This window comes from Mycobacterium sp. (genome assembly GCF_036273375.1).
Lineage (GTDB): Bacteria > Actinomycetota > Actinomycetes > Mycobacteriales > Mycobacteriaceae > Mycobacterium.
This window is the reverse complement of sequence record NZ_DASUHS010000147.1, coordinates 21,410-42,324: the sequence shown is the minus strand read 5'-3', so window position 1 is coordinate 42,324 and position 20,915 is coordinate 21,410. Positions and strand designations below refer to the sequence as shown.

The window sequence follows — 20,915 nt, the reverse complement described above, 5'->3', positions numbered from 1 at the left end:
CCGGCCGGGTCATAATGACGGACATGGCAGACAGAACCGTGCGCGGGGGGCAAGAGCGAAGCCGGATCAAAACGCTCACCCAGGCCGCGTTGAACGCCGACAAGACGGTGGAGCAGGTCGAAGACGTCCTCGACGGTTTGAGCACCACCATGAAGGAGCTCAGCAGTTCCCTTTCAGCACTGAACGCCACGGTCGAGCGCCTGGAGGCAGGGCTGGATCACCTGGATGGCACCATGACCAGCCTCGACGACCTGGCCAAGCGGCTGATCGTGCTGGTCGAACCGGTGGAAGCCATCGTTGCGCGGGTCGACGACATGGTGCGGGTGGGCGAGACCATGATTTCTCCGCTGGCGGTCACCGAGCACGCGGTGCGCGGCTTCGTGGACAGACTGCGCAACCGGACCGTGCACTAGGCGGTCGGCAGGACTTTCGATGGCCACGTTGCTGCTGCACCACTCCGCCTTCGCCGCCCACCGGACCGCTCCCGGCCATCCGGAGCGGCCGGACCGCTACCGCGCGGTGGAGGCGGCGCTGAGCCGGCCGCAGTTCGACGCCCTGGTGCGCGAGGAGGCCGAGCCGGCCGACCTCGCGGCGACGCGCTACGTGCACTCCAATCGCTACGTGGACGCGCTGGAAGGCGCGCGACCCGACGACGGGTACGTCTACCTCGACGGCGGCGACACCATGATGGAGCCGTCGTCCTGGGAGACGGCGCTGCGCGGGGTGGGCGCCACGCAGCAGGCCGTGGACAGGGTGCTGGCCGGTGACGCACAGAACGCGTTCGTCGCGTGCCGCCCGCCGGGCCATCACGCCGAGACCGAGCGCGCCATGGGCTTCTGCCTGTTCAACAACATCAGCATCGGCGCGCGTCATGCACAGCGCAAGCACGGGCTGGCACGGGTCGCGATCGTCGACTTCGACGTCCACCACGGCAACGGCACCCAGCAGATCTTCTACTCCGACCCGAGTGTGCTCTACGCGTCGACGCATCAGATGCCGCTGTTCCCGGGGACCGGCGCGGTGCGGGAAACCGGCGTCGGCAACATCTTCAATTCGCCGCTGGCGCCCGGTGATGGCGGCGCCGAATTGCGCGCGGCGTTTCAGGATCGAATCGTGCCTGCGCTGCAGGCATTTTCGCCCGAACTGATCATCGTGTCCGCCGGTTTCGACGCCCACGAACGTGACCCGCTCGGCTCCCTGACCATGACCGCCGCCGACTTCGCCTGGGTGACAAGGGAATTGATGACGGCGGCCGAAAAGCTGTGCGACGGCCGGTTGGTGGCGGTGCTCGAAGGCGGCTATGACCTGCAAGGCCTCACCGATTCGGTCACCGCGCACGTCGGCGAGCTGCTGAAGGGATGAGCTAACTCGCCAAGGCCCGCACCGCACCGTCAATGCTCAGCGCGGAAAGTAGCGGCTGTCGTTGTCGACCGAATCGAAAATGTCAAGTGCGTGCTGAAACGGCCCCGACGTGATCCGTTGATCGGTCGCATAGGAGTGGTCGAGTTGGAATACGACACACAGCAACAAACCCAGCAGAACCGCGACGGTGCTGGACACGATGACGTGACCGACGGTGCTGCCCAGTCGCAGGAAACCCGTAAACGCAACCAGCACAACCCCGCCGAATATCAGGCCCGCCCACATCAAAGGCGGAATCCGTGGTTTGGTGCCGACGATGCGTTCATTACGGTCGGAGGCCAACTCGCTCAACTGGTTGAGAAATTGCTGATTGATCGGCTTCGCCGCGATATTGGGCTGCTGGCGGCCGACCGTGCGATACATCCGGGTGATCGCGGCGCGCGCGCCGTCGTTGTTCTGCTTGTTCCACTCCGGACCCGCGACCGCGCTCGCGTACTTGCGCAGCAGCTCCTGAATGTCGGTTCGCTCCGGTTCGGGCATGGCGACGCTTTGCCGGTACATCGTCGTCAGCGCCGACGCCTCACCGGAGACGACGACCTGAGTCGACGAGAAGTGTTCCCAGGTGGCCACCACGGTAAAGCCCAGCAGCGCGCCGTAAATGAAGCCGACGACGGTGAGAAACGAGGCGATCGCCGGATTGCTCCCGTATCGCCGGCTCGGCAGGATGCGATGTCCCAGCCAGATGGAGCCCACCGAGATCGCGATCGCGACGGCAATGACCGAAAGCAGAAATAGCCACAGGGGTAGTCCGGATCCGCTCACTGGTCTCCTTGATCGACGTCGCGTCAATCAGCGTATTCGCGACCGGGTCGGCCCGATGACCGATTCGCGGGTTATCAGCCGCTGTTTCGCAGCGCGCTGGCGAGCCCGTTCATCGTCAGCAAAATGCCGCGCTGCACCAATTCGTCATCGTCGCCGGAACGGTAGCGGCGCAGCAACTCCACCTGCAGGTGGTTGAGCGGCTCTAGATAGGGGAAGCGGTTGAACACCGAACGCGCCAGCGCCGGGTTGTCGGCGAGCAGGTTGTCCTGACCGGTGATCAACTTGTGCATGGCGATGGTTCGCCGGTGCTCGTCGACGATCTTGTCGAAGACGCGGTGCCGCAATTCCTCGTCGTCCACCAATTCGGCGTAGCGCGACGCAAGGCCGAGGTCGCTTTTGGCCAGCACCTGAGCGAGGTTGGACAGCACGCTGCGGAAAAACGGCCAGCGCTGGTACAAGTCGTGCAGGATGTCCACCCGCTCGCTTTCGCTTTCCGGGCCCGCCGCGATCCACTGCTCGAATGCCGACCCGGTGCCGTACCAGCCGGGCAGCATGACCCGCGACTGACTCCACGCCAGCACCCACGGGATGGCGCGCAGGTCCGAGATGGACTGGGTGGGTTTGCGTGAGGTGGGCCGGCTGCCGATGTTCAGCGAGCCGATCTCAGTGACCGGCGTGGATGCCATGAAATAGTCGACGAACCCCGGTGTGTCGTGCACCAATTCGGCATAGGCACGCTGCGCCAGCACGGCCACTTCGTCGAGCACCGCGTACGCCGGTTCCGCGGCGTCGCCAAGGCCCTCCACGTCCAGCAGTGTGGATTCCAGCGTGGCGGCCAACAGAGTCTCCAGATTGCGTTGCGCGGCTTGAGGTTCGGCGTACTTGGCGGCGATCACCTCGCCCTGCTCGGTGAGCCGCAGCGAACCGTTCACCGCGCCCGGCGGCTGCGCCAGGATGGCTTCGTAGCTCGGGCCGCCGCCGCGGCCGACGGTGCCGCCGCGACCGTGGAAGAGCCGCAATCGGATTCCGGTTTTGCGGGCCACCTCGACCAGGGCCAGCTCGGCCCGGTACACCGCCCAGCTGGAGGCCAGATAGCCGCCGTCCTTGTTGGAGTCGGAATACCCGAGCATCACTTCCTGGCTGTCGTCGCGCGCGGCCACCAGCGCGCGGTAAATCGGGAGCTCGAGCATCGCCTGCAGGATCCTGGCGCCGTTGTGCAGATCGTCGATCGTCTCGAACAGCGGTGAGATGCCCACCGGGCAGTACGGCGCATCCAGGGACGCGTCGATCAGGCCCGCCTCTTTGAGCAGGATCGCGGCCTCGAGGACGTCGGACACCGAGCGGCACATGGAAATCACGTAATTGGGCACGGCGGCCGGCCCGTAGCGCTTGATCGCGTGGGCGGCCGCGCGCACCACGCCCAGCTCTTTGTGAGCCAGCTCGGACAGTTCCGCGCGGTCACCCACCAGCGGCCGGCGGGTGGCCAACTCGGCGGCCAAGAGCTCGACCCGCTCGTCTTCGGGCAGCGAACCGTAATCGGGATGCACCCCGGACCACGCCAGCAGCTCGGCGACCACTTCCTCGTGCACGTCGGAGTTTTGCCGCATATCCAGGCCGCACAGGTGAAACCCGAAGACCCGCACGCCTTCTCGCAACAGCGCCACGCGGTCGTCGGCCAACAGCGCACTGCCGTGTGCGCGCAGCGACGCATCGATGGTGTCCAGGTCGGCCTGCAGTTCGGCCGGGGCGGCATAGGGCGGCAAACCCAGGTCCAGCTCGTGCTGCGGTCGCCGGTCCAGGATCTTTGCACTGGTCGCGGAGAGCCGGGCGCGGATCACCCGCGCCGCGCGCCGGTACGGTTCGTCGGCCCTGGCCTTCTCCCCGCAGCCCTCGGCCAGTTCGGTCAGCTCGGGGGTGACCGCGACCAGGCGCGCCGACATCGACAGCTCCTGTTCCAAGGCGGTCAGCTCGGCCAGGTAATGCGTCAGCGCGGTGAAGGCGGCGTTGCCGGTGGCCTGGCGTACCACGTCGGCCGTCACGTTCGGATTGCCATCGCGGTCCCCGCCGATCCACGAGCCGGGCTGCAGCATCGGCTGGTTCAGCAGGTCGGCGTCGGGCCAACGCGTCCGCAGGGCGTCGCGCACCTCGGCATTGACCTGGGGGACCACCTTGAAGAAGGCGGCGGCGTAATACCGCAGCCCCACCTCGATCTCGTCGGTGATCTGCAACCGGGACAACCGGATCAGCGCGGTCTGCCACAGCGTGAGGACCTGGCGGCGCAGCTCGTGTTCGATGTTGCGGCCCTCGTCGGTTTCCTCATGCCCCTCGGCGTGCAGCCGCATCAGTTCGGTGATCCGGTGCTGGGTGACGAAGACGGTGCGCCGGCGTGTCTCGGTGGGATGCGCGGTGATCACCGGGGCCACCACCGCGCCCTTCAATGCGTCGGCGACGGTGGCCGAATCTAGTTGCGCCCGGTCAATTTTGGCGTAAGTCCCGGCCAGGCTGCTGTCCTGCGGCGCTTCACCGGCGGCGACGTGAATAGCCCGGCGGCGCTCCCGGTGAATGTCTTCGGCGACGTTGGCCAGCAACGCGAAGTGGCTGAACGCCCGGATGACCGGGATCGCCTGGTGAATGTCGATGCCATCGAACATCCGCGCCAGCTCGGCCCGGTCGATCTCGGAGCGCCGCACCCGAAACGACTCCACCCTGGCCCGCTCGACGAGCCCGAACACCTCCTGCCCGTTCTGCTCGCGCACCGTGTCACCCAGAATGGTGCCCAGCAGCCTGATGTCGGCCCGCATCGGCTCCGTCGCCTCACGACCCACCAGGGTGCGCTGCACGGCGCCAATCGGTTCCAGCGTGCCCTCGGATGCCTCAACCATGGGACCCAGTATCGGTGCGGATGCCAACGTCCGCCCGTCGAGGGTCACCCCCGGCCGCGAATCACCATGACACCCAAGAGGTCAGATCACCGTGATCGGGCAGGAATGACCAGCCGATTGAACGCGTTGGTTGCGGACATGCCCGCCGGAATCATTGTCATGGCCCGTCCTGATGCACCCAATCTGGTCGATGACGTGATCGCGCAAGCCAGGCGAGCCCACGAGCTCGGAGTCAAACAGGTGTGGCTGCTCAGCCCGCTGGACCGCTCCAACACAGCCGACCGCGAAGCACTATGGGGACTCACCGCAGCACTGTGAACGCGCGGTCGGGTCGGGTGGAATCACCCATCGGCGCCGTCAGCGGTATTTGATCATCAGCGCTATGCCGATGATGCACACCAGCCAGATGGCGGTGATGAAATACGTCAGGCGGTCCAGGTTCTTTTCCACCACTGTGGAGCCGGACAGGCTGGACTGCACACCGCCACCGAACAGCGTGGACAGGCCGCCACCCTTGGCGCGGTGCAGCAGCACCAGCAGCACCACCAGGATGCTGGTGACGACCAGGGTGATCTGCAAAGCCAACTGCATGCCGGCCAGCCTACCGGGGCGGAGTCGTTCTCAGGGCAGCACCCTATGGAAGCGGCCCACCGGCGGCGATCGCCGCCAGCGTGGCGAACTGCTCGCCGTCCAGGGACGCGCCACCCACCAAACCGCCGTCGATGTCGTCGCGGGCGATCAGCTCCCCGACGTTCTTGGCGTTCACCGATCCGCCGTACAGCACCCGCACCTCCTCGGCGATTTGCGATGACGCCAGCGCGCCCAGTTCCTTGCGGATTGCCGCGCACACCTCTTGGGCGTCGCCCGCGCTGGCCACCCGCCCGGTGCCGATGGCCCACACCGGTTCGTAGGCGATGACGACCTTGCCGATCTGTTCGGCGGACAGCCCGGCCAGCGAACCGCGCAGCTGCTCTTCACAGTGGCCGACGTGATTTCCCGCCTCGCGGACCTCGAGGTGCTCGCCGATGCAGACGATCGGGGTCAACTCGTGCTTGAGCGCCGCGGCGGTCTTGGCGGCCACCACCGCGTCGTCCTCGTGATGGTAGGTCCGCCGCTCGGAGTGCCCGACCACGACGAACGTGCAGCCCAGCTTGGCCAGGAAGGCGCCGCTGATGTCGCCGGTGTAGGCGCCCGAGTCGTGCTGGGACAGGTCTTGCCCGCCGTAGGTCAGCCGCAGCTTGTCACCGTCGACCAGCGTCTGCACGCTGCGCAGATCCGTGAACGGCGGCAGAACTGTCACGTCCACCTTGTCGTAGTACTTGTCCGGCAACGCGAACGCGATCTTTTGCACCAGCGCGATCGCCTCGAAGTGATTGAGGTTCATCTTCCAGTTGCCGGCGATCAGCGGTTTGCGGGTCACGACTTTGGGCCTCCCTAGTTGTGGTCGGGCTGGGGTCGACTCAACACCTCGATACCCGGAAGCGTCTTGCCCTCAAGATATTCCAGCGACGCTCCCCCGCCGGTCGAGATGTGCGAGAAGTCGCCCTCCGGGATGCCCAGCGCGCGCACCGCGGCCGCAGAGTCGCCGCCACCCACCACGCTGAACGCGCCCTTGCCGGTGGCCGCGGCGATCGCCTCGGCGACGCCTTTGGTACCCGCGGCATAGGCCGGGAATTCGAACACGCCCATCGGCCCGTTCCAGAAGACGGTTTCGGCGTTGGACAGCAGCGTGGTGAACCGTCTGACCGATCCCGGCCCGATGTCCAGGCCCATCAGGTCGTCTCCGATGGCGTCGGCCGCGACGGTCTGTGGTGTTGCGTCGGCGGCGAACTTGTCGGCCACCACGATGTCCACCGGCAGCCGCAGCACGTCGTAATAGGTGTCCAACAGCCTGCGGCAGGTGTCGACCATGTCAGTCTCCAGCAGCGACTTACCGACCGAGAACCCTTGCGCGGCAAGGAAAGTGAAGCACATGCCGCCGCCGATGACGATGCTGTCGGCCTTGGTGGCCAGCGTTTCGATGACGCCCAGCTTGTCGGATACCTTCGATCCGCCGAGCACCACCGCATAGGGGCGTTTGGTGGAGCTGGTCAACTTCTCCAGCACCTGGATCTCCTCGGCCACCAGTGTGCCGGCGTAGTGCGGCAGCAGGGTGGCGATGTCGTACACGGAGGCCTGCTTGCGGTGCACCACGCCGAAGCCGTCGGAGACGAAAGCACCTGTCGGCCCGACCAATTCGGCCAGCTGCCTGGCCAGTGCCAGCCGCTCGTCATCGTCCTTGCTGGTTTCGCGGGCGTCGAAGCGGATGTTCTCCAGCAGCAGGACGTCGCCGTCGGTCAGCCCCTCGGCGCGCGCCAGCGCGTCGGTGCCCACGACATCGCCGGCCAGCTGCACGTGCCGGCCGAGCTGCTCGCCAAGCGCAGCGGCGACGGGAGCCAGTGACAGCTTCGGGTCGGCTCCGCCCTTGGGCCGCCCCAGATGTGCGGTGACCACCACCTTGGCGCCCGCATCAACCAGCGCCTTCAGCGTCGGCACCGAGGCGCTGATGCGGCCGGCATCGGTGATCTTGCCGTCATCGAGCGGCACGTTCAGATCCGAGCGCACCAGCACGCCGCGGCCGGAAACCCCTTCGGCGAGCAGCTCTTTCAGGTTGTGGACAGCCACGGTTTACAGCGACTTGCCGACCAGGGCCACCAGGTCGACCAGGCGGTTGGAGTAGCCCCATTCGTTGTCGTACCAGGACACCACCTTGGCCTGGTCGTCGATCACCTTGGTCAGGCCGGAGTCGAAGATCGAGCTGTGCGGGTCGGTGACGATGTCGCTGGACACGATGGGCGCGTCGTAGTACTTCAGGATGCCCTTCATGGGTCCCTCGGCGGCGGCCTTCATCGCGGCGTTGATCTCGTCGGCGGTGGCGGACTTCTTCAGCTCGGCGGTGAGGTCGGTGACCGAGCCGGTGGGGATCGGCACCCGCAGCGCGTACCCGTCCAGCTTGCCCTTCAGTTCCGGCAGCACCAGGCCGATGGCCTTGGCGGCGCCGGTGGAGGTCGGCACGATGTTCAGCGCGGCGGCACGCGCCCGGCGCAGGTCCTTGTGCGGCCCGTCCTGCAGGTTCTGGTCCTGGGTGTAGGCGTGGATGGTGGTCATCAGGCCCTTGACGATGCCGAACTCGTCGTTGAGGACCTTGGCGATCGGACCGAGGCAGTTCGTGGTGCACGACGCGTTGGAGATGATGTTCTGGCTGCCGTCGTACTTGTCGTCGTTGACGCCCAGCACGATGGTGATGTCCTCGTCGGTGGCAGGCGCGGAGATGATCACCTTCTTGGCGCCGGCGTCCAGGTGGCCCTTGGCCTTGGCGGCGTTGGTGAAGATGCCGGTGGACTCGACGACGACGTCGACGCCCAGGTCGCCCCAGGGCAGCGCCGCCGGGCCTTCCCTGACCTCGAGCGCCTTGATCTTCTTGCTGCCGACGACGATCGTGTCGTCACCCTCGAGGCTGACGTCGTAGGGAAGGCGGCCCAGGATGGAGTCGAATTTCAGCAAGTGCGCCAGGCTGGCGTTGTCGGTGAGGTCGTTGACCGCGACCACCTCGATGTCAGCGGTGCCTTGCTCCTGTTGAGCCAATAAGGCCCGGTAGAAGTTCCGCCCGATTCGACCGAAGCCGTTGATACCTACTCGGACCGTCACTTGATGTCTCCCTGTCTTTCCTGAGTCGTCTTCGCTGTGCCTTCTGCATGTCCGCTGCACAGTGCCTGTGGTCAGCCTAGATCAGCGACACATGCGGTTGCCGCGCCGGTAAGAGTGTGGACCATCGCCGTTGCAGGACGGCCATCGGGACAACGCCCAAACCTGTGCTGAACATCATCGGGGAAGAGCGCTTGCGCGCGCCCAGCCCAGCGCCGCCTCGGCGGTTGCATGTGTCAAGGCTCAGATCTTGGGTGGAAACCTTGAAGTCCTGCATATGCTCCCTCACGCTGTTGTCAACAACGTAGACCAACGGCGTTAGAATTAGCGCGCAAAACCGCGGACACTAAAGGAAGGAAGGGGCACTCACGATGGCGAAGCAACGGACGGTTGCCGCTGATGGACCTGACCCGTCCGTCGTCAACCGCCCAGAACATGGCCCCGTCAGCCGGTCGGTGATTTTGCGGTGTGCGTTGCGATTGGTCGATCGTGACGGTGTGGACGGGTTGTCGATGCGGCGCCTGAGTGAGGCGGTGGGTCGGGATCCGACGGTGATCTATCGGCATGTGCCGAACAAGGCGGCGCTGCTCGACGGGGTCACCGAGATGGTGCTGGGCCAATTGCGGGTGGACGCCGCAGACCCGGACTGGGCCGGGCAGCTGCGCGCGGTGGCGCATGACTTCCGCCGACTGGCCCTGGCACACCCGAATGTGGTGCCGCTGTTGGTGACTCGGCCACTAGCCACGCCGCTGGGGCAGCGGCCGCCGGGCATGCTGCGGCCACTGGAGGAAGTCGTCGCGCTGCTCACTTCGGTGGGCTTCAGCGGAGTCGACGCGCTACACATTTACCGGGTGCTGTTCGGCTATCTATACGGCCATATCCTCACCGAGCTGCAGGAGGTCGTCGAGCGGCCCGAGGAGTCCGATGATGTGCTGCGCCTCGGGTTGCACCGGCTGGCGATCACCGAGTTCCCTCAGGTGCGTGCGCTGGCCTCAGCACTGGGCTCCTACAACGGTGCAGCCGAACTCGACCGCGCTCTGGATCTGTTGTTCATCGGTCTGGCCGCCACCGTGGCAGCGCCAAGGCGTTCGGCCCGCAAGCGCGTGAGGAAGTAGGCGGGCATGGGTCAACTGCGTCTCGGTGTCATCGGCGCGACTCAAGGAGAACGAGCGCCGTCTGCCGATCCACCCGCCCATTTGACCGCATAGCTGCCGATGTTCGCGCAAGCATCTATCTCGAAGCGGGGTATGGGGAGCGTTTCGGCGTCTCCGATACGCAGTTGTCGGGTTTCATCGTCAACTGCGTGTTGCAGGACACCAACGCACCCCTGATCTGTCTGGACGACGACGACCTCGCCACACATGTCCTGGCCGCATCGAACTCGATCCCCGAGAAGGTGCGCTAAGCAACGGCCCGATGGGCTTCAATATCCTACGGCCGCAGGGCTTCTCGACTGGTACGCGCTTCGTCGTCGTACATATCCGGTATGGATGGAGCCGCATTATCTCGAGCCGGATTCACCGGCTCCTTGGAGGGTATTGACCATGACAGTTACTGTGTCTCTCGCCGACGGCGGGACCGACAAGTACATGCGATTTGGCGACAGCTACATAGAGCGCAAGGACGGCACCTTGTGCTTAAGGCGTGGCGGCACGAAGCACGGCTACCGCTACGAGCCGGGAGCGTGGACTCACGTGGACGGCAACCACAAAAGATCGATGAAGCGCGCTATCTGGCGTTGATCGCTCTACGGCCCTCCTCGGTGGACTAGTTCATCAAGGCTTGATCGATGCCCCGAGACCCTCGATTGCTCGTCGGACATCGCTGTTCATAATTGCGCGCTATGCCGAGCCGGGCAGCGTCAACGGTGTAGACGTACGGTGGCTAGCTACGGTGTAGGCTGGTCGAAGTGCCGCTGGCACGCATTGCGAGACGGTCCCGCCTATCACCGAATCATCTTGCGGCCGTGCGCTTTGGCGCATGTCCGGCGCCGTCGTTGCTGAGCGCGGCGGGAAAAATCGCCAGCCAAGCTTTTGAGCTGACAGCTCGGATATACGGATGGAGCAGCATGATGAAACGATTGACCGGTCTGGACGGTGTCACGCTGCACGGCGAAACATCCGTGATGCCCACCCACGTAACGGCAGTGTTGTTTTGCGACCCTGAGGCGCGCGGCGAATTGACCGCCGGGGCGATTTACCAGCTGCTGGCTGAGCGCACTGCGGCGATGCCAGGTTTCCGGCAGCGCCTGCTCACCAGATCCTTTGGGTTGGGCCAGCCGTCATGGATCGAGGACCCCGCGTTCGATGTCCACAGCCATCTGCATCGCGTCCGGCTGGCCAAACCCGGCAACATGCGGGAGTTGACCACACTCATCGGCAAGCTGCATGGGCGCCCTCTGGACCGCGATCGCCCGCTGTGGGACGCCTGGGTCGTGCAAGGTCTCGCCGACGGCCGACTCGTCGTGTTGATCAAGTTCTCCCACGCCATTACCGATGGTGTGGGCGCAGTGACGTCGATGCTGCCCGAACTGATGACTGTTGATGCCGGCGCCGAATTTGCGGCTGCGCCCGAGCGGGCCGCGGCCACGCTGCCAGGCACGGCCGCGAGGGTATGGGATGCGATCGACGAGGTCGCGGCCAACACCGCTGTGGGCATTCGGATCGCCGTCAGGCTGGGTCCCGTCGCGGTGAAATCGGTGGTAGGAACCGCGCTGGGAGCGGTACGCCAACTCCTCCCGGGTGATGGCCCGCAACGCTCCGGTGGTCTGGATTCCGAAGAGGGCGAGAAGTCGCCGCGAACGCCGCTGAACGCCCCGCTCACCGCGCGACGCAGCGTCGCGTTCGCCGCGATGGCGATGGATGATCTGCGGGCTATCACGGCAGCGTTTGATGTCACCGTCAATGATGTTCTCCTGACCGCAACAACGTCGGCGCTGCGCCGGTGGTTGGCAACCCACGACACGGTGCCCAGTCATCCGCTGCGCACCATGATGCCGATCTCGACACGTGGTATCGATGGCGACGCGTCCAATAGTTGGTCACCGGTGCTCGTCAAATTGCCGATCGATCTGGCCGATCCGGGACAGCAACTGGCCAGCATTCACTGCGCGACGTCCAGGATCAAGGACGGGCGACGCGCCGTGCCGCCCGTCAACCTCGCCGATGTCATAGATCTCGTTCCACCTGTGGTCATCGGTATGGCCATGGGTGTGTACACCGCCTTGAAACTGTCGCGATTCCACGCCCCAGTCGCCCATGTCATCACTTCCAACGTTCCGGGTCCCAGTGACGCAATCTATTGCGCCGGAGCACATGTGCTGGGCATTCACGCCCTGGCTCCGCTGTTTGAGGGCTCCAATCTCAACATCACTGCCGTGTCCTATGGCGGCACCCTGGCTGTGGGCATCGTCGCGTGCCCAGACAACGTCGATGACGTCGCATCGGTCGCGAGCGGCATCGAAGACGTGGTGGGTGAACTGAAAGTGGCCGCCGACGAAAAAACCGGCCAGAGCGCAGGCTTAACCCGCTCCAGCGACTCGGCGCCCGCCATGAATACCACTGCCACAACCCAATTCGCGGGGGCGCGAATCGGGCCGGCGCGCGCAATGGGCCTCGCCGCACGAAATGCCAGCGTAGCCCACTTCCCTAGTCACAGCGTGCCAACGCCGTAGGCCTACAGTGTTGACATTGCGTTCGATAGGGCGTTTACTGAAGGTCCAGTCCGAAACTGGTCGTCGGCGCTCACGAGTCCGCCGTAGCACACCGCACTCAGGCCCTCAGGACCGGCACTATGACCGTCCCGGGGCTGGCGGTTCCGGTCACCGGCATCATGATCTTCGTCTAGCCGACGCGTAGCGCCTACTCAGCTGAAGACCCCGCAACCAAACACCGGAAATGAGGCGACAATGAGGAACTCTGGCCGCGCGAAACGAAACACTTTCCGCGAGAATGTGATCCACGTGGGCGCGGGCTTCCTCGCCAAGGAGCGCCCGCACGTCACACAGACGCTGTCCACGCTCGAGGCGCATCTAGGCAGGTGGGATTCAAATGATGTGGACATAGAAGTCACCCTGCAGGACCGCGGCGGCAAGGAGCAGCGCATCACGCTGCGCACAACCCTTCCCGGCCATCCACTACTCGTAGCGGTCGCGGAAAATCCGGACATCACCCGTGCTCTGTGCGATGCAAAGCGCGAGTTGACCCGGCAGCTTGACCACCAGAAGTCGACGCACGATCCGATGAACAACCGTCGGCTCAGGCGCGCGACGATCCGCCATCCGGTCTAGTTCCGCGCCTTTCGAGGTGGCCCCGGTACGCAATGCAGGACCACGATAAACATATGCAGGACCCACGATAAACATCAGCTCGCTTTCAGCGAGCAGATAGGTGCACGACCATGACGCACACTACCGAAACGCATTCGGTCATCACCTCTACCGGGGAGCGCGTCACGCTCCCAACAGAATCCGATATCTCGTTGATCGACAATGGCCCATTGACCATCGGAGACGTACTCCGTGCGGGCATGCGCCGCAGGGCCAGACGCAAGGAAATGGCCCGGGAGTCGATCTGGGATTCCGACGGCGGCGTAGGCGAGCGGTGGACAACACACAGGTTGCCAGGCGGCGCAACGCGATAACCACGGTTCGCCCATCCACACACCGGCGCAGGCGTATCCGACCGCTGGTGCCGTCAGTCGCGGCGGCGCTTCCTTAACCAGCCCAGCGCCGCCTCGGCGGCGTAAAAACCACACAGGCCGTGGATGCCGGCTCCCGGCGGCGTGGACTGCGAACACAGGTAGACACCCGGCACACCGGTCGCATACGGGTTGACCGAGATGCGCGGCCGCAGGATGACCTGGAGTCCGTCGTTGGCGCCGCCGAGGATGTCGCCGCCGATGTAGTTGGGGTTGTAGGCCGCCAGCTCGGCGGTGCCGTTGCTGACCGTCGCGACAATGCGGTCGCGGAATCCCGGGGCGAACCGTTCGATCTGGTCGATGATGACCCCGGTAGCGTCGCCGGTGTAGCCGAACGGCACGTGCGCGTAAGCCCAGATCGGGTTGACGCCGCCCGCCGAGCGGGACGGGTCGGCCAGGTACTGCTGCCCGACGAGGACGAACGGGCGCTGGGCCATCTTGCCCTGCGCGCGTTGGCGTTCGGTGTCGGCGATCTCGGCGAAGCTGCCGCCCAGGTGGACGCTGCCGGCGCGCCTGCAGTCGGGATTGGTCCAGGGGATGTCGCCCTGCACCGCGAAGTCGACCTTGAACGCCGAGGACCCGTGGCGGTAGCGCCGGTAAGACCGGCTGATGCGGCCGGGCATGGCGTCGCCGTAGATCCGCAGGGCCGCGGCGGGGCTCAGATCGAGCATGACGATGTCCGCGTCCGGGATGTCGCGGCGGGCGGCGACGGTCACGCCGGTGGTGACGGCACCGCCGTGCGCTTCCAGGGCTGCGGCCAGGGCGCGGGTGATCGACCCGGATCCGCCCTCGGCGACGGGCCACCCATAGCGGTGCCCGCTGGCCAGGAAGAGCAGCCCCATTGATGCGGTCAGCGGACGGTCCAGCCGGGTGTAGATGTGCGCGGCGGCGCCGCCGTACAGGGCGCGGGCCTGCTCGGTGCGAAACCAGCGGGCCATCACGGTGGCAGGCAGCAGCGCGCGGGGCCCGAAACCGGCCAGGCGCACCGGGTGACGCGGGACGTGCAGCACCGGGCGCAGCAAATCCTGCGCCAGCTGATCGAACCCGGCGGCAAGGCCCCCGACGGCCCGCCGCCACCTGGTGGCGTCAGGCCCCATCCCGGCCACCGTCCGATCGATCGACTGGTACAGCACGCCGGCGGTGCCGTCGTCGAGCGGATGCGCGCAGTCGATATCCGGCCACTTCCAGACCACCCCGTAACGCGGCAGGTCGATCTCCTTCCAGAACGGCGAACCGACGCCGAACGGGTGGGTGGCCGAGCAGACGTCGTGGATCACCCCCGGCAGCGTCAGCTCAGCCGAGCGCGCTCCCCCGCCGACGGTGTCGCGGGCCTCCAGCACCTGCACGTCGACACCGCGGCGGGCGAGGTGGATCGCTGCGGCCAGGCCGTTGGGCCCTGCGCCGACGACGACCGCGGTGGTCATCGAGCGTTGTGCCGGGTCGTGACGTGGACGGGATAGTCGTCGCCGGGCTCGGGCCAGGGCTGACGGGTCAGCATGGCCGCGACGTCGACGTAGCCCTCTTCGATCAGGCCGGTCTTGGCGTCGACGATGCGGTAGGCCTGCGTTTGCCGCTGGATCGGTTGGGCCTCCAAAATGATCACCCGCACCTCGCCCTCGTCGAAGTCGCAGCGCCGCTGCACGGCGGCCAGCAGCTGTTCGTTGTGCAGGTGGCCTTCGCCGAAGTTCCACCCGATCAGCGGTCCGGCGATGATCTCGCCGTCCCGCAACAGGTAGTCGGCCTCATCGGCACCGGAGGGTAACGCGCGGGGCACCAGCCCGCCCAACGTCCGCCCGTGGGTATGCATGGATCGCCACGCCATCAACTTGTCGATCATGAGCTCGGCGGTCTGCGGATCGTAGAGCCGGGCAAGCTGGTTGGGCGCCAGCGCCGACGCCTTGGTGGTGTTCGCCTCGATCTTATCCTCGGCGCCCTTACGTAAACACCAGGTGCTGGTGGCCCAGTTGCCCGCGTAGTAGCGCATTGCCGGCAGGAACGAAATCTGTTGCGGGAACATGTTTCCCATGATCGGCAGCACCGCGAGCGCGACGATCAGGATGATCAGCAGCAGCGGCGAGCGCAGCCCGGTGGCCGTCACGCCGGCGTAGTGCCCGAACAGATAGAACAGCGAAAAGATGAAGAAGACGTTCCACTCCAACGGCACGCCCATCGGAATGGTGGACGTGATGTTGAGATGGAACAGCACCATGAAGGCGATCAGGAACCACGCCCATCGGTGACCATCGGCGACGAACACCAGAACCAGCGGCACCAGGAATTCCGCCGTCGTCCCGCCGACGTGGGCCATGACCTTCGGTATCCACGATGGGCGCAGGTCGTTGACCGGGTCGACGTACAGCCGGCGCTTGAACCAATTGAACGCCCGGCTGCGCAGCAGCGGACTATTGCTCATCATGACCGCCACGACATACGGGAAGTGGTGGTTGAGCTTGGAGGTTGCCGCGCCCCACCACAGCGCCAGCATGATGATCTTGAAGGCGGCGATCTGGTCGGTGAACCCGAAGAAGAACACCAGCAGGGTCAGCCCGTAATGCTCGCCGCGCGCCGCCAGGAACACGGTCTTGTCCCGCAGACCGAGCAGCGCGAGCGCGACGATTGCGGGAACCACCAGCATGGGATCGATCAGGCCGACGTCGCCTGCCGAGGTGACCGGACTGCCCCGCCCCGGTGAAAGCAGCGCCCAGACGCCGGAGCCCAGCACCACGAGATATAGCGCCACGTCGACGATGCTGCGACTGTCCCCACGGGTGAACGGAACCTTGTCCGGCCAGGCTGGCAACCGAATAGTGTTGGGCCGCAACCAATACAGGAAGCCGCCGAACGGCGGCCAGAACCGCGCGGTCAGTGGGCCCGATCCGCAGCCCAGGCCCAGGATCTCGAACAGCAACGTGAAGATGACCAGCTTCTGGTACACGATCGGCTGCGTCCACCAGTCGGTGATGTGCCCAAGCCCGCCCAGACCCGGCGTCAGCGAGATCACCGCGGCCGCGCCGGCGACGTACCCGGCGATCTTGAAGACGTAGAAGAAATAGACCGCGTACGGAGATCCGAAGCCGTGTTCGACCCAGTGCCGGGTCATGATCTGGCGCCTGGTCGCACGCGGCAAGGCGAGCCACGTTTGGGGGTCGACGTCGGGAAATTCCGGAGCCATGAATCCCATGGGCGGCCTCGTTCCTGTCTAGAACCAGCTGGCCCATTGAATGTATCGGCACCACCACGCGGGTGGTGCCGATTTGCGCGTGTCAGTGATCTGTGCCCGGCTGCCTCTTCAGTGAAGAGTTGACGAAAACAGCTGCAGCGACGGGCGATTCAACGCGCGCCGGGGGCGCACCGGCGGACCGCAGGGCGCGCCTCCGCCGGTGTCGGGCGGACAAATCGCCGGCGCAGCTTGTCGATCAGGCGGTCCCGAGCCCCCTGATCCTGCTCGGCGACGCGCACCAGGGCGCGGACCGCGGGGTGCGAACGCCGCCCGCGCCGGTCTCGGGCGCCGGCCGATCTGCGTGTAACGCTCGAGCGCGCGCCACGTTCGGGTGACAGACCGGCTACGTCCATCGGCGGCCCCTTGGCTCGAGGATTACTTAGGGCGCCGTAACAATAGCGCCCCGGCCTGACCCCCACCGCACCTCTGGATCTTCAAAGACGAAACACCATGACAGCGGCCGGGCCCCGGTCGCTACCATCGAGGGACTCGACTCGGCGAAGCGGCCCCGCGCGAGCGTCAAGGGAGGAAAGTGACCGACAACGGCAACCCCGACGGCGGGGACATCGGCAAATTCGACCCCGGCTTGACCCAGCGCCTGATGGCGGTCATGCGCCCGGTCCTGAAAACCTATTTCCGGTCCGAGGTACACGGCCTGGACGCGTTCCCGCCCGGCGGAGCGCTGGTGGTCGGTAACCACTCCGGCGGCATGTTCCCCATGGACGTCCCGATCTTCAGCGTCCACTTCTACGACAAACTCGGCTACGACCGGCCGGTCTACACGCTGAGCCACGACATTCTCATGACCGGGCCCACCGCAGAGTTCTTCCGGCGGACCGGATACATCCGCGCCAACCGCGAGAACGCGGCGCAGGCATTGCGGTCCGGCGGGGTGGTGATCGTGTTCCCGGGTGGAGACTACGACGCCTATCGGCCCACCCTCTCGGAGAACGTCATCGACTTCAACGGCCGCAAGGGATACATCCGCACGGCGATCGAGGCCGGCGTCCCGATCGTGCCGGCGGTGTCCATCGGCGGGCAGGAAACCCAGCTCTATCTGACCCGCGGCACCTGGCTGGCCGAGCGGCTGGGCATTAAACGCTTGCTGCGCAGCGCGATTCTGCCGTTGTCGTTCGGCTTCCCCTTCGGCCTGAGCGCGGTGATCCCGCCGAACCTGCCGCTGCCCACCAAGATCGTGACCCAGGTGCTCGGGCCCATCGACATCGCCAAGCAGTTCGGCGACGACCCGGACGTCGAAGAGGTCGACGAGTACGTGCGGTCGGTGATGCAGGAGGCCCTGACCGAGTTGGCCGCCAAGCGTCGCTTCCCGCTCCTGGGCTAGCGATGCCGAATCCGCTGAGCGAGACCCTCGGGCTGGTCACCACGCTGAGCCGCGCCGGCATGATCGCGCCGATGCGGCCCGACCGCTACCTCAAGATGGCCGCGGCCATGCGCCGCGAGGGCATGGGCATGACCGTAGGCTTCGCCAGTGCGGCGCAGCGCTGCCCCGACCGCCCCGGGCTGGTCGACGAACTCGGCGCGCTGACCTGGCGGGAGCTCGACGAACGGATCAACGCGTTCGGCGCCGCGCTGCAACACCTGCCCGCGGGTCAGCCGAAGGTCGTGGGCATCATGTGCCGCAATCACCGCGGCTTCGTCGAGGCGGTGGTGGCCGTCAACCGGATCGGCTCCGACGTCGTGCTGCTCAACACCTCGTTCGCCGGGCCCGCGCTGGCCGAGGTGGTCAACCGCGAGGGCGTGGACGCCGTGGTGTACGACGAGGAGTTCACCCCGACGGTGGACCGTGCGCTGGCCGACAAGCCGGACGCCAGCCGCATCGTGGCCTGGACCGACGGCAAACACGATCTCACCGTCGAGAAGCTGATCGCCGATCACGCCGGGCAACAGCCCCAGCGCTCCGGCCGCAAGGGCAGGATGATCCTGCTCACCTCCGGCACCACCGGAACGCCCAAGGGCGCCAACCAAACCGGCGGCAACGCCGGAATCGGCACGCTCAAGGCGATTTTGGACCGCACCCCGTGGCGGGCCGAGGAAAACATCGTGATCGTCGCGCCCATGTTCCACGCCTGGGGGTTCTCCCAGTTGATCTTCGCCGCGTCGATGGCCTGCACGGTGATTACCCGGCGCAAATTCGACCCCGAGGCCACGCTGGATCTCATCGACCGCCACCAGGCCACCGGGCTTGCCGTGGTGCCGGTGATGTTCGACCGCATCATGGAGCTGCCCGCCGAGGTGCGACGCCGCTACCGCGGCCGGTCCCTGAGATTCGCGGCGGCATCGGGATCGCGGATGCGACCCGACGTGGTCATCGCATTCATGGACGCATTCGGCGACGTGATCTACAACAACTACAACGCCACCGAGGCCGGCATGATCGCCACCGCCACCCCGCAGGACCTGCGGGCCGCACCCGACACCGCGGGCCGGCCCGCGGGGGGAACCGAAATCCGCATCCTGGACCCGGAATTCAACGAGTTGCCCACCGGCGAGGTCGGCAGCATCTACGTGCGCAACAACACCCAGTTCGACGGCTACACCTCGGGTAGTACCAAGGACTTCCACGCCGGATTCATGTCATCGGGCGACGTGGGATATCTGGACGAGGCGGGACGCCTGTTCGTCGTCGGCCGCGACGACGAGATGATCGTCTCCGGCGGCGAGAACGTGTACCCGATCGAGGTGGAGAAGACCCTGGCGGCACACCCCGACGTGGCGGAGGCATCAGTGATCGGCGTGGACGACGAACAATACGGGCAGCGGCTGGCGGCCTTCGTGGTGCTCGAGCCCGGCGCCACGCTCGACGCGGACGCCGCTCCCGAGGCGCTCAAGCAGCACGTGCGGGAGACCCTGGCCAACTACAAAATCCCCCGCGAAATCACCGTGCTGGACGAACTTCCGCGCAGCAGCACGGGCAAGATCCTGCGCGCCGACTTGCAAGCGCGGGTGCAGGGGTGACGCGGCTGGCCCGGAACATCAGAACGCCCCGGCCGCTGGCGCGCGCCGCGCTCGAATTGGCCAACGCCGCCAACGGATTACGCCCGCTGGCCCGCAAGGGCTACACCACCGTGCTGGTCTTCTGGTTCGGCTGGCCGGCCTCAGAGGTGCCCGGCGTCTACTTCTCCGCCTCGCTGCTAGACGCGCTACGGCGGGGGCGCCGCGGCGACTTCGCGGGACGGCGCGGAAAGGCCGCCCTGGCGCTGACGGTGGCGTCCTGGGCCATCCTGGGTGTGATCAAGTATCGCGGTGTCACCACTCCCGGCCCGGTGCTGGAGGCCGGACTGCGCGAGCAACTGGGCGACGACTACCAGGAGGCGCTGAACAAACTGCCCCAGAGCACACCGACGCGCAGCGGGCGGCGCACCCTGCCGCTGGGCAACACCATCGCGCGCCGCCGCTACGTCGAGAAGACCAACGTGGTGTCCTACGGTCCGCACGGGCGCGCCAATCTCGCCGACATCTGGCGCCGCCGCGATCTGTCGCGCGACGGTAAGGCGCCGGTGCTGTTGCAGGTGCCCGGCGGCGCCTGGATGATCGGAATGCGCCGCCCCCAGGCCTATCCGCTGATGAGCCACCTGGCCGCGCGCGGCTGGGTGTGCGTATCGATCGGCTATCGGGTGTCGCCCCGGCACACCTGGCCCGACCACATCGTCGACGTCAAACGCGCGCTGGCGTGGGTCAAGGAGAACATCTCCCACTACGGCGGGGACCCTAACTTTGTGGCGATCACCGGCGGATCCGCCGGCGGGCACCTATGTTCGCTGGCGGCGTTGAGCGCAGGAGACCCGAAATTCCAGCCCGGTTTCGAGGAAGCCGACACCTCGGTGGTCGCCGCGGTGCCGGTGTACGGACGCTACGACTGGTTCTCCACCGAGGGCGAAGGCCGGGGCGAATTCGTGGACCTGCTCCAAAAATTCGTTGTCAAAAAGAAATTCGCCACGCACCGCGACATCTACGTCGACGCCTCGCCGATCCGGCGGCTGCGCGCCGACGCGCCACCCTTCTTCGTCCTGCACGGCCACGACGATTCGCTGATCCCGGTCGGCGAGGCCGAAGAGTTCGTCGAGGAACTGCGTGGGGTATCCAAAAACCCGGTCGCCTACGCCGAATTACCGCACGCCCAACACGCTTTCGACATCTTCAGTTCGCCGCGGGCGCATCGGTCCGCGGAGGCCGTGGCTCGATTCCTGTCGTGGGTGTACGCGACGAATCCGCCCGAGCGAGACTAG

At 66.2% G+C, this 20,915-nt stretch carries 18 protein-coding genes; 10 read left to right on the top strand and 8 right to left on the bottom strand.

Annotated features, from left to right (window positions below):
- Positions 1 to 14: 14 nt before the first annotated feature.
- Entirely contained in the window at positions 15 to 413 is a 399-nt protein-coding gene (locus VFW69_RS14095; RefSeq protein ID WP_526502132.1) for an ATPase, read from the top strand.
- 19 nt (positions 414 to 432) lie between these two features.
- Positions 433 to 1,362: a histone deacetylase family protein gene (locus tag VFW69_RS14090; protein ID WP_526502131.1), complete on the top strand. Its 930-nt coding sequence runs from the start codon at positions 433 to 435 to the stop codon at positions 1,360 to 1,362.
- 36 nt (positions 1,363 to 1,398) lie between these two features.
- On the opposite strand, the gene VFW69_RS14085 is transcribed toward VFW69_RS14090, so the two are convergent.
- Both VFW69_RS14085 and ppc read right to left on the bottom strand, forming a co-directional pair.
- Positions 1,399 to 2,184: a bestrophin-like domain gene (locus VFW69_RS14085; protein ID WP_526502130.1), complete on the bottom strand. Its 786-nt coding sequence runs from the start codon at positions 2,182 to 2,184 to the stop codon at positions 1,399 to 1,401.
- Between the two features lie 74 nt (positions 2,185 to 2,258).
- Positions 2,259 to 5,066: a phosphoenolpyruvate carboxylase gene (gene ppc, locus VFW69_RS14080; protein ID WP_526502129.1), complete on the bottom strand. Its 2,808-nt coding sequence runs from the start codon at positions 5,064 to 5,066 to the stop codon at positions 2,259 to 2,261.
- 105 nt (positions 5,067 to 5,171) lie between these two features.
- Between ppc and VFW69_RS14075 the strand changes: the two genes are divergently transcribed.
- Complete coding sequence (locus tag VFW69_RS14075; RefSeq protein WP_526502128.1) at positions 5,172 to 5,384, top strand: hypothetical protein; 213 nt, start codon at positions 5,172 to 5,174, stop codon at positions 5,382 to 5,384.
- 39 nt (positions 5,385 to 5,423) lie between these two features.
- Here VFW69_RS14075 and secG read toward each other — a convergent pair whose 3' ends face one another.
- From secG to gap, 4 genes are read right to left on the bottom strand one after another with little or no spacing between them, the layout of a single operon-like run.
- Positions 5,424 to 5,657 carry a preprotein translocase subunit SecG gene (secG, locus tag VFW69_RS14070; RefSeq protein ID WP_067132831.1) on the bottom strand — a complete coding sequence of 78 codons (234 nt, stop codon included), beginning with the start codon at positions 5,655 to 5,657 and terminating at the stop codon, positions 5,424 to 5,426.
- 43 nt (positions 5,658 to 5,700) lie between these two features.
- Positions 5,701 to 6,486 carry a triose-phosphate isomerase gene (gene tpiA / locus VFW69_RS14065; RefSeq protein WP_526502127.1) on the bottom strand — a complete coding sequence of 262 codons (786 nt, stop codon included), beginning with the start codon at positions 6,484 to 6,486 and terminating at the stop codon, positions 5,701 to 5,703.
- A gap of 14 nt (positions 6,487 to 6,500) precedes the next feature.
- Positions 6,501 to 7,730 carry a phosphoglycerate kinase gene (locus VFW69_RS14060; protein WP_526502126.1) on the bottom strand — a complete coding sequence of 410 codons (1,230 nt, stop codon included), beginning with the start codon at positions 7,728 to 7,730 and terminating at the stop codon, positions 6,501 to 6,503.
- A gap of 3 nt (positions 7,731 to 7,733) precedes the next feature.
- Positions 7,734 to 8,753, bottom strand: a complete 1,020-nt coding sequence (gene gap, locus VFW69_RS14055; RefSeq protein WP_526502125.1) for a type I glyceraldehyde-3-phosphate dehydrogenase — start codon at positions 8,751 to 8,753, stop codon at positions 7,734 to 7,736.
- A gap of 368 nt (positions 8,754 to 9,121) precedes the next feature.
- Between gap and VFW69_RS14050 the strand changes: the two genes are divergently transcribed.
- The 4 genes from VFW69_RS14050 (at position 9,122) to VFW69_RS14035 (ending at position 13,038) form a co-directional block, all read left to right on the top strand.
- Positions 9,122 to 9,865: a TetR/AcrR family transcriptional regulator gene (locus VFW69_RS14050; protein WP_526502124.1), complete on the top strand. Its 744-nt coding sequence runs from the start codon at positions 9,122 to 9,124 to the stop codon at positions 9,863 to 9,865.
- Positions 9,866 to 10,029: 164 nt separating this feature from the next.
- Positions 10,030 to 10,155, top strand: a complete 126-nt coding sequence (locus VFW69_RS14045) for a hypothetical protein (RefSeq protein WP_526502123.1) — start codon at positions 10,030 to 10,032, stop codon at positions 10,153 to 10,155.
- 663 nt (positions 10,156 to 10,818) lie between these two features.
- Positions 10,819 to 12,423, top strand: coding sequence for a wax ester/triacylglycerol synthase family O-acyltransferase (locus VFW69_RS14040; protein ID WP_526502122.1), 1,605 nt, complete (start codon positions 10,819 to 10,821; stop codon positions 12,421 to 12,423).
- A 234-nt stretch (positions 12,424 to 12,657) separates the two neighbouring features.
- Entirely contained in the window at positions 12,658 to 13,038 is a 381-nt protein-coding gene (locus VFW69_RS14035) for a hypothetical protein (RefSeq protein WP_526502121.1), read from the top strand.
- Between the two features lie 406 nt (positions 13,039 to 13,444).
- On the opposite strand, the gene VFW69_RS14030 is transcribed toward VFW69_RS14035, so the two are convergent.
- Positions 13,445 to 14,872, bottom strand: a complete 1,428-nt coding sequence (locus tag VFW69_RS14030) for a phytoene desaturase family protein (RefSeq protein WP_526502120.1) — start codon at positions 14,870 to 14,872, stop codon at positions 13,445 to 13,447.
- Positions 14,869 to 16,629 (bottom strand): DUF3556 domain-containing protein, encoded by a 1,761-nt coding sequence (locus VFW69_RS14025; protein WP_526502119.1) that lies wholly within the window; start codon positions 16,627 to 16,629, stop codon positions 14,869 to 14,871. The genes VFW69_RS14030 and VFW69_RS14025 overlap by 4 nt, the downstream gene beginning before the upstream one ends.
- A 640-nt stretch (positions 16,630 to 17,269) precedes the next feature.
- On the opposite strand from VFW69_RS14025, the gene VFW69_RS14020 reads away from it, so the two are divergent.
- Genes VFW69_RS14020 through VFW69_RS14010 form a run of 3 tightly spaced genes read left to right on the top strand, consistent with a single transcriptional unit; the run spans position 17,270 to position 20,915 of the window.
- Positions 17,270 to 18,010: a lysophospholipid acyltransferase family protein gene (locus VFW69_RS14020; protein ID WP_526502144.1), complete on the top strand. Its 741-nt coding sequence runs from the start codon at positions 17,270 to 17,272 to the stop codon at positions 18,008 to 18,010.
- Positions 18,011 to 18,012: 2 nt separating this feature from the next.
- Positions 18,013 to 19,644 (top strand): acyl-CoA ligase FadD12, encoded by a 1,632-nt coding sequence (fadD12, locus tag VFW69_RS14015; RefSeq protein ID WP_526502118.1) that lies wholly within the window; start codon positions 18,013 to 18,015, stop codon positions 19,642 to 19,644.
- 5 nt (positions 19,645 to 19,649) lie between these two features.
- On the top strand, positions 19,650 to 20,915 hold the full coding sequence (locus tag VFW69_RS14010; protein WP_526502143.1) for an alpha/beta hydrolase: 1,266 nt from the start codon (positions 19,650 to 19,652) through the stop codon (positions 20,913 to 20,915).